The organism is Sphingosinicella sp. (genome assembly GCF_052387495.1).
Taxonomy (GTDB): Bacteria; Pseudomonadota; Alphaproteobacteria; order Sphingomonadales; family Sphingomonadaceae; genus Allosphingosinicella.
Genome location: NZ_JBQTJC010000261.1, coordinates 1 through 5,575 on the forward strand (window position 1 = coordinate 1; position 5,575 = coordinate 5,575).

Here is a 5,575-nt window from a genome sequence, read left to right on the forward strand (position 1 = left end):
TCCACCTTTCTCGACTTGACCCTGCTTGACCGCAGCGGCGAATGCCGGCTCACTTGACCTTACGGGCGGACCCGCTTTAGGCCGGGTCATGATTGACGCGATTTGCGCCCGCCTCGCCGAGCTCGGCATCGAGCTGCCCGCACCCGCGGCGCCCGTCGCCGCCTATGTGCCGGCGCTGGAAGTGGGCGGCATGCTCTATATTTCCGGGCAGCTTCCCTTCCGCGCCGACGGCTCGCTGATCACCGGGCGGCTCGGCGAGGATTATGACGTGGCGCACGGCCGGGAGGCAGCCGAGCGCTGCGGCGTGATGCTGATCGCGCAGATGAAGCAGGCCCTGGGCTCGCTCGAGCGGGTCGAGCGGATCGTCAAGCTCGGCGCCTTCGTCGCCTCCGATCCCCATTTCACCGATCAGCCCAAGGTCGCCAACGGCGCCTCCGAATTGATGGAAAAGGTCTTCGGACCCGCCGGGCGTCATGTCCGGAGCGCGGTCGGCGTGCCGGTGCTACCCTTGGGCGCCGCGGTCGAGATCGATGCCATTGTCGCCGTCAAGGCGCGCTAGGCTCGAAGCGCTTTTCGCGAAGCCCTTCGCGCATCGCGGCCTGCATGGAGCCGGCGTCGTCGAGAACAGCCGCGCCGCCTTCCGCGCCGCGATTCGAGCGGGGCACGGGATCGAGCTCGATGTCCAGGGCTCCCTGATGCGTGAGGCGGTGGTCTTTCATGACGATGGGCTGGAGCGACTCACCGATTCCGAGGGACGGGTCGGCGCCTATCATCTCGAAGAACTCGAGCAGATAAAGCTCAAGGGCTCCGACGAGACGATTCCCTGGCTGAACGACGTGCTGGCCCTCATCGCTGGACGCGCGCCGATGCTGATCGAGGTGAAAGCGCCGAGGCATGACGTGGCCGCGCTGAGCCGTTCTGTCGCCTACGCGCTGAAGGACTATATCGGCCCGGTGGCCGTGATGTCGTTCAACCCCTCCGTGCCGCGATGGTTCGCGCGCCACGCGCCGGAGGTTCTGCGCGGGCTGGTCGTGACCGAGGAGGGCAGGCCGGAGCGCGGCCGGCTCAAGCGGCGCCTGTCGCTGCATTGGTCGAAGGCGGACTTTCTCGCTTACGACATTCGCGACCTGCCTTCGGCCTTCGCCGCCGCCAGCGGGCTTCCGGTCGCGACCTGGACCGTACGCACCGAGGCGCAGCGCGCGACCGCGGCGGCGCATGCCGATCAGATCATCTACGAGGTGGCGGGATGAGCGGCGAGGCCGTCGTCGCCCGGATCGCGCCGGGCGTCGCCTCGTTCACGGCGGAGGACTGGGACCGCTGCGCGCCCCCGGGCGATCCGTTCCTCTCTTACGCCTTCCTCGCCGCGCTGGAGGAATCGGGCAGCGTGGGCGAGGGGACGGGCTGGCAGCCGGCGCCGGTCGCGATCGACGGCCCGGACGGGCGGCCCGACGCCCTCCTCCCCGCCTATCTCAAGAGCCACAGCCAAGGCGAATATGTCTTCGATCATGGCTGGGCCGACGCGTACGAGCGGGCCGGCGGGCGTTACTATCCCAAGCTCCAGATCGCGGTGCCGTTCACGCCGGTGCCGGGGCGGCGGCTGCTGGCACGCGAGCCCGCGCTGGCGCCGATGCTGATCGCCGCCGCCGAGCGGATCGTCGCCGCCAATCGCCTCTCCTCCGCCCACGCCACCTTCATCGCCGAGGCGGAAGTCCCATTGTTCGAGCGGGCCGGCTGGCTGATCCGCGCCGACAGCCAGTTCCACTGGCTGAACGCGGGCTATGCGGACTTCGACGATTTTCTCGCCAGCCTCGCCTCGCGCAAGCGCAAGGCGATCCGCAAGGAGCGCGCGGCGGCGCAGGCGGGGCTGGAGATCATCCATCTGACCGGGAAAGCGATCGAGGAGCGGCACTGGGACGCCTTCTGGGCCTTCTATCAGGACACCGGCGCGCGCAAATGGGGACGGCCCTATCTCACCCGCGGCTTCTTCTCACTGCTCGGCGAGCGGCTGGCAGACCACGTCCTGCTGATCCTCGCGCTGCGGGATGGTCCGCCGATCGCCGGCGCGCTGAACCTGATCGGCGGCGAGGCGCTCTACGGCCGCTATTGGGGCTGCGTCGAGGAGGTCCCCCACCTCCATTTCGAGCTTTGCTATTATCAAGCGATCGAGGCGGCCATCGCGCGCGGGCTGAAGCGGGTCGAGGCCGGCGCGCAGGGCGCGCACAAGCTGGCGCGGGGCTATCGGCCGGTGCCGACCTGGTCGGCGCACTATATCGCCGATCCGGGCTTCCGCCGGGCGGTGGCGGATTATCTCGAGCGCGAGCGGCCGGCGGTGGCGCACGAAATCGCAGCGCTCGACGAAATGGGGCCGTTCCGCAAGGACTAGGCGGCGCGGCGGGCCGGGGCGATCTCGGCGAGCCAGGCGCGGGCCTGGCGCTGGGCCTCGGCGATCTCGCGCGCAGTCATGTCCTCGGCGATGTCGGCGCGGCATTCCTGCGCGGCCTCGCTGCCGTTCAGGGCGGCGAGATTGAACCATTTATGCGCCTCGATCAGGTCGACGGGAACACCGCCGCTGCCGGTCGAATAAGCGATGCCGAGCTCGTAGAGCGCCTGAACGTCGCCGCTGAGCGCATCCGCGATGCGGCTTTCGATCAGAAACGTAGCGGTCTTGAGACTGTGAGCCATTTCTCGAAGGTCCCCTGTTGCACGTCGTGGGGCCGGTTTCGCGCAGAGATCGCCAACAAATGGTTAACGAGTTAACGGCGCGGTGACGAAAGGCTCAGGCGGGGAGCACCGGGAGATTGTCGATCAGCCGCGTCCGGCCCATCCGCGCGGCGGCGAGCAGACGGGCGGGGCGGTCCAGCGTCGAGAGGGGCGCGAGCGTTTCGGCGTCGCGCAATTCGACATAGTCGACCGGATCGAAACCGGCCGCTTCGAGCCGAGCGCGGGCGCGCGCCAGGGTCTCGTCGACCGGCTGGCCTAACTGGATCGCCTGCGCCGCCTCGCCGAGCGCGCGCGGCAGAGCGCGGGCATCGCGCCGCTCGTCCTCGGAGAGGTAGGCGTGGCGCGAGGACAGAGCGTGGCCGTCCGCGTCGCGCTGGGTCGGCACGCCGACGATCTCGATGCCGAGGCCGAGGCGCTGGGCGAGGGCGCGGATGATCGCGAGCTGCTGATAATCCTTCTCGCCGAAGACGGCGAAATCGGGCCGGACCTGGTCGAACAGCCGCGCGACCACGGTGGCGACGCCGTCGAAATGGCCCGGCCGGGCGGCGCCGTCCAGCTCGGCGCCGAGCGGGCCCGCCGCGACCGGGGTCTCGAAACCGTCAGGATACATCACGTCCGCCTCCGGCGCCCAGAGGATCGCGCAGCCTTCCTGCTCGAGCAAAGCCGCGTCGGCATTCTCGCGGCGGGGATAGGTGGAGAGGTCCTCATTCTCCCCGAACTGGGTCGGATTGACGAAGATCGAGGCGACGACATGGCTTGCGCGCCGCCGCGCCTCGGCGACCAAAGCGAGGTGGCCAGGATGGAGCGCGCCCATCGTCGGGACGAAGGCGATCGTGCCGCCATCGGCGCGGAGATCGGCAAGCGCCTGCTCAAGCAGCGCAAGGTCACGGATGATTTGCACCGCGAAAGGGGCTCCGATAGAGGGAAGACGCGCGCGGTCTTTGGCCGCGCGCTCGTGCAAGATCAAGTGGTTGGGACACGTATAAATGGCCGGCAGCGGGCCGCATTTCCTCGTCTTCGCCAATGAAAAGGGCGGCACCGGCAAGTCCACCACCGCGGGCCACGCGGCGGTGGCGCTGGCCGCGCAGGGGCGCAAGGTGGCGGCGCTCGACCTCGACACCCGTCAGCGCACGCTCGGCCGCTATCTCGACAACCGCGCCGCTTCGATCCAGCGGCTGCAGGTCGTGCTGCCGATGCCGGTCTATGAGACGTTCGATCCGGGACGGGGCGAAACGCTCGACGCGGTGATCGCGCGGCTCTCGGCGGACGCCGAGATGCTGGTGATCGACACGCCCGGGCGCGACGACGCTTATGCGCGCGAGGCGATGGCGCGGGCGGACACGCTCGTCACCCCGATCAACGACAGCTTCGTCGATCTCGACCTGATCGGCGAGGTCGATCCCGAGACCTATCGCGTGCGCCGGCCGAGCTTCTACGCCGAGCTGGTCTGGAACAGCCGCACCCAGCGCGCCAAGAGCCATGGCGCCAGCGTCGACTGGGTCGTGCTGCGCAACCGCATGCAATATGTCGAGGCGCACAATATGCGGCGCGTCGGCGCGGCGCTGGGCGAACTGAGTCGCCGCGTCGGCTTCCGGGTCATTCCGGGCCTCGGCGAGCGCGTCATCTATCGCGAGCTCTTCCCCAAGGGCCTCACCCTGCTCGATCTCCACCAGATCGGCGGCGCGAGCATCGCCCATGTCGCGGCGCGGCAGGAACTGAGAGAGATGATCGCGGGTTTCGCTTTGCCGGACGCCGAGCCCTCGCTGGCGCCGCTGCGCGCCGCGGCGGGCGGATGATCGTCAAGCTCGTCATCCTGCTTGCGCTCGCCGCGGGGGGCTGGCTGTGGTGGCGGCGACGCACGGCCGGGTCGCACCGGATGACGGAGAGCGAGGCGCGCGCCTTGCTGGGCCTCGGCCTGGGCGCCAGCGCGGACGAGGTGCGCGAGGCGCATCGGCGGCTGATCCAGCGGGTTCATCCCGACGCGGGCGGCTCGGCCGAGCTCGCCACCCGGGTCAATGCGGCGCGCGACGCGCTCCTCACCGAGATCAAACGGAGATAGAATGTCGCACCAATTCCACCCGACGAGCTTGCGCGAATACGACATCCGCGGCGTCGTCGGGAAAACGCTGAGCGATGCCGACGCCTGGGCGCTCGGCCGCAGCTTCGCCACGCTGGTTCGCCGCGCGGGCGGATCCAAGGTGGCGGTCGGCCGCGACGGGCGGGAGAGCTCGCCGGCGATGGAAGCGGCTTTGGTGCGCGGGCTGAATGAGAGCGGTGCCAGCGTCGTCCGGGTCGGGCTGGGGCCGACACCGATGCTCTATTACGCGGCCGAAACGCTCGGCGTCGACGGCGGCATCATGATCACCGGCAGCCACAACCCGGCCGATTATAACGGCTTCAAGATGGTGCTGGGCGGCAACGCCTTCTTCGGCGCCGACATCCAGAAGGCCGGGCGGATGGCGGCGGCCGGCGACTGGGAGGCGGGCAGCGGCGGGGTTTCCGACGAGGAAATCATGGACCGCTATGTCGATCGCCTGCTTGAAGGCTTCGACGGCGGAGCCTTCCGGATCGGCTGGGACGCCGGCAACGGCGCCGCGGGGCCGGTTGTCGAGAAGCTGGTCGCGCGCCTCCCGGGCGAGCATTTCACCCTCTACACCGAGCTCGACAGCGCTTTCCCCAACCATCACCCCGACCCGACCGAGGAGAAGAATCTCGCCGATCTGAAGGCGCTGGTCGTGGAGCAGGGCCTCGACTTCGGCCTGGCCTTCGACGGCGACGGCGACCGGATCGGCGCGGTGGACGGCGAAGGGCGCGTGGTCTGGGGCGACCAGTTGCTCTCGATCCTCGCCGAGCC

Annotated in this window: 7 protein-coding genes and 1 pseudogene; 6 read left to right on the top strand and 2 right to left on the bottom strand. The window is 69.5% G+C overall.

What is annotated here, in order from left to right; translation table 11 throughout:
* Positions 1-88 precede the first annotated feature (88 nt).
* Genes ACT4N8_RS14190 through ACT4N8_RS14200 form a run of 3 tightly spaced genes read left to right on the top strand, consistent with a single transcriptional unit; the run spans position 89 to position 2,383 of the window.
* A complete protein-coding gene (locus ACT4N8_RS14190; RefSeq protein ID WP_444858765.1) occupies positions 89-559 on the top strand; it encodes a RidA family protein in 471 nt (156 codons plus the stop codon).
* The gene (locus ACT4N8_RS14195) at positions 531-1,250 is read left to right on the top strand and encodes a glycerophosphodiester phosphodiesterase family protein (protein ID WP_444858766.1); all 720 of its coding nucleotides are present in this window, start codon (positions 531-533) and stop codon (positions 1,248-1,250) included. The genes ACT4N8_RS14190 and ACT4N8_RS14195 overlap by 29 nt, the downstream gene beginning before the upstream one ends.
* Positions 1,247-2,383 (top strand): GNAT family N-acetyltransferase, encoded by a 1,137-nt coding sequence (locus tag ACT4N8_RS14200; protein WP_444858767.1) that lies wholly within the window; start codon positions 1,247-1,249, stop codon positions 2,381-2,383. The genes ACT4N8_RS14195 and ACT4N8_RS14200 overlap by 4 nt, the downstream gene beginning before the upstream one ends.
* On the opposite strand, the gene ACT4N8_RS14205 is transcribed toward ACT4N8_RS14200, so the two are convergent.
* Together ACT4N8_RS14205 and panC are read right to left on the bottom strand one after the other, a co-directional pair.
* The gene (locus tag ACT4N8_RS14205; protein ID WP_444858768.1) at positions 2,380-2,682 is read right to left on the bottom strand and encodes a hypothetical protein; all 303 of its coding nucleotides are present in this window, start codon (positions 2,680-2,682) and stop codon (positions 2,380-2,382) included. The genes ACT4N8_RS14200 and ACT4N8_RS14205 overlap by 4 nt on opposite strands.
* Positions 2,683-2,776: 94 nt before the next feature.
* Entirely contained in the window at positions 2,777-3,622 is an 846-nt protein-coding gene (panC, locus tag ACT4N8_RS14210) for a pantoate--beta-alanine ligase (protein ID WP_444858769.1), read from the bottom strand.
* 85 nt (positions 3,623-3,707) lie between these two features.
* Between panC and ACT4N8_RS14215 the strand changes: the two genes are divergently transcribed.
* The 3 genes and pseudogenes from ACT4N8_RS14215 to ACT4N8_RS14225 all read left to right on the top strand — a co-directional run.
* On the top strand, positions 3,708-4,517 hold the full coding sequence (locus ACT4N8_RS14215; protein ID WP_444858770.1) for a division plane positioning ATPase MipZ: 810 nt from the start codon (positions 3,708-3,710) through the stop codon (positions 4,515-4,517).
* Entirely contained in the window at positions 4,514-4,780 is a 267-nt protein-coding gene (locus tag ACT4N8_RS14220) for a J domain-containing protein (RefSeq protein WP_444858771.1), read from the top strand. Before ACT4N8_RS14215 ends, ACT4N8_RS14220 begins: the two co-directional genes overlap by 4 nt.
* A 1-nt stretch (position 4,781) precedes the next feature.
* Positions 4,782-5,575, top strand: a pseudogene (locus ACT4N8_RS14225) (phosphomannomutase); the annotation flags it as partial.

Excerpts from the sequence above, each read along its gene's own strand:
- ACT4N8_RS14195 (WP_444858766.1), top strand. The coding sequence starts at position 531 with ATGCCATTGTCGCCGTCAAGGCGCGCTAGGCTCGAAGCGCTTTTCGCG.
- ACT4N8_RS14205 (WP_444858768.1), bottom strand. The coding sequence starts at position 2,682 with ATGGCTCACAGTCTCAAGACCGCTACGTTTCTGATCGAAAGCCGCATC.
- ACT4N8_RS14220 (WP_444858771.1), top strand. The coding sequence starts at position 4,514 with ATGATCGTCAAGCTCGTCATCCTGCTTGCGCTCGCCGCGGGGGGCTGG.
- ACT4N8_RS14200 (WP_444858767.1), top strand. The coding sequence starts at position 1,247 with ATGAGCGGCGAGGCCGTCGTCGCCCGGATCGCGCCGGGCGTCGCCTCG.
- ACT4N8_RS14215 (WP_444858770.1), top strand. The coding sequence starts at position 3,708 with ATGGCCGGCAGCGGGCCGCATTTCCTCGTCTTCGCCAATGAAAAGGGC.
- ACT4N8_RS14190 (WP_444858765.1), top strand. The coding sequence starts at position 89 with ATGATTGACGCGATTTGCGCCCGCCTCGCCGAGCTCGGCATCGAGCTG.